This is a genomic window from Skermanella sp. (genome assembly GCF_059503625.1).
The window spans coordinates 1-2,043 of sequence record NZ_JCACHA010000542.1; the positions used below are offsets into that span (position 1 = coordinate 1).

Consider the following 2,043-nt stretch of genomic DNA (forward strand, 5'->3'; position numbering starts at 1 on the left):
GATCACCAACGACGACGCTGCCGGCCCCACGATCACCAGCGCGACCTACAACGCGACCACCGGCGCGCTGGTGGTGACGGGCGTCGGCCTGACCAACGGCAATGCCGTCGACGAGACGAGGCTGACGCTGACCGGCGAGGGCGGCTCGACCTATACCCTGACCGATCCCGGCTCGGTCAACGCGGTCACCGCCAGCGGCACCACCGGCTTCACCGTCAACCTCAACGCCACCGACAAGGCGGCGCTCAACCAGATCCTCAACAAAGCCGGCACCAGTTCGACCAGCGCCACGACCTACAACATTGCCGGTGCCGCAGACTGGCACGGCTCGGGCAACGCCGACCTGACCGGCAACGCCGTGGACGTCAGCAGCGTGCCCGTGCCGGAGATCACCAACGCCACCTACGACGCCAATACCGGCGTGCTGGCGGTGACCGGCATCGGGTTCCTCAAGCTGAACGGGGCCACCAACGACATCGACGTCAGCAAGCTGACGCTGACCGGCCAAGGCGGCAGCTCCTATACGCTGACCACGTCCAGCGTCGAAATCAGCAACGGCACGACGTTCTCGGTCACGCTGAACGCGGCGGACAAGCGGGCCGTCAACGGGCTGCTGAACAAGACTGGCACATCGCCCGTCAGCGGCGTCGCCTACAACCTCGCCGCCGCCGAGAACTGGGCGGCGGGCGCCGCTTCCGGGGTCACCGATATCGATGCCACCGGCAACGGCGTGAATGTGAGCAACGTGTCGGCCCCGACCATCACGTCAGCGACCTACGACGCCACATCGGGCGTGCTGGCGGTAACCGGCACCGGGCTGGTGGCGGCGTCCGGCACCACCAACGACATCACGGCCAACAGCCTGACGCTGACCGGCGAAGGCGGGGCGACATATACCCTGACCACGACGGGGAATGTCGAGATCACGGACGCCACGTCCTTCTCGATCACGCTGGACGCGACCGACAAGGCCGCCGTCAACCAGATCCTGAACAAGGCCGGCACCACCTCGACCGGCGGCACGACGTTCAACCTTGCGGCCGCCGACGACTGGAACACGGTGATCACCGGCGGTGACATCGCCGACGCGACCAGCCCGGTGACCGTCAGCAACGTGCCGGTGCCCACCATCACATCAGCCGCTTATGACGTCTCGTCCGGCATCCTGACGGTGACCGGCACCGGGTTCCTGAAGCTGTTGGGCGCCGCCAACGACATCGACGTCACCAAGCTCACGCTGAGAGGCGAAGGCACGGCAACCCACACGCTGACCACGGCCAATGTCGAGATCAGCAGCGGCACCAGCTTCACGGTCACGCTGAACGCGAACGATCAGGCAGCCGTGGCCCTGTTCCTGAATAAGTCCGGGACCAGCTCGACCAGCTTCACCCTCTATAACCTCGCGGCGGCGGAGGATTGGGCGGCGGGCGCGGCTTCTGGGGTCACCGACGTCGATACGACCAGCCAGATGAGCGTCGGCAACGTGGCCGTCCCCATGATCACGTCGGCGACATACAACGTGACGTCCGGCGTCCTGGTGGTAACCGGCACCGGCTTCCTGTCGAAGTCGGGCGCCGCCAACGATATCGACATCACCAAGCTGAGCATCCTGGGCGACGTCGGCAGCTATACGCTGACCACCGGCAACACCCAGGACGTGGAGATCACCAGCGCCACCAGCTTCACGGTCACGCTGGGTACGACCGACATGACTGCCGTGGCGTTGCGGTTGACCAAGAACGGCACCATCTCCGCCGGCAGCGTCACCTATAACCTTGCGGCGGCGGAGGACTGGGCACGCGGGGCCGACGGGACGGTGACCATCGCCGACCTGACCACCAACCCCATCACGGCGTCGGGCAACAACAGCACGCCCGTTATCGCCAACCTGGACACCAACAGCGTCGCTTGGACCTCGGGCACCTCGCTCACTCTCGACGTCGGTTCCAACGTCACGGTCACCGACACGGAAAACGACCTCGCCAACTGGAACGGCTCGACGCTGACGGTCAAGCGGTATACCAGCGGCGGCGTGGCGGACGC

The 2,043-nt window shown here is 66.2% G+C and carries 1 protein-coding gene; it reads left to right on the top strand.

All coding sequences use genetic code 11. The annotated features are described in order from the left end of the window. Positions 1–2,043: beta strand repeat-containing protein (locus AC5JJ6_RS11550; protein WP_496042170.1), on the top strand; the 2,043-nt coding region annotated here is incomplete at both ends.